The following is a 289-nucleotide window of genomic DNA, read 5'->3' on the forward strand; positions in this document are numbered from 1 at the left end:
GGTAACGGCCTGACCATTGATGGTAATGGTCACATCGCCAGTGCCGTTCATCACATCAGAGAATCCGCCCATATACTTCTGGTACATACCAAACGTTTCGGCAATGTCCTGCGCAAGCCCGTCAACGCTCAGACTGTCACTCAGTAGAATGGCGTATTTCGTGCCGGCTGCAATTGCAGGACTCACTGCAGGGGTGACGGATAAAGCAGTGCCATTGGTCACTGCAGTGAGTTGCAGGACTTGTACCGGGTTGGTGAAGGCAATCAGCGTGCAGCCCACGCGAATAAGA

At 53.3% G+C, this 289-nt stretch carries 1 pseudogene; it reads right to left on the reverse strand.

Going from position 1 to position 289, the window contains the following annotated elements:
* Positions 1 to 289: pseudogene (locus tag M977_RS25640) on the reverse strand (phage tail fiber protein); the annotation flags it as partial.

This window comes from Buttiauxella gaviniae ATCC 51604 (assembly GCF_001654835.1).
GTDB lineage: Bacteria > Pseudomonadota > Gammaproteobacteria > Enterobacterales > Enterobacteriaceae > Buttiauxella > Buttiauxella gaviniae.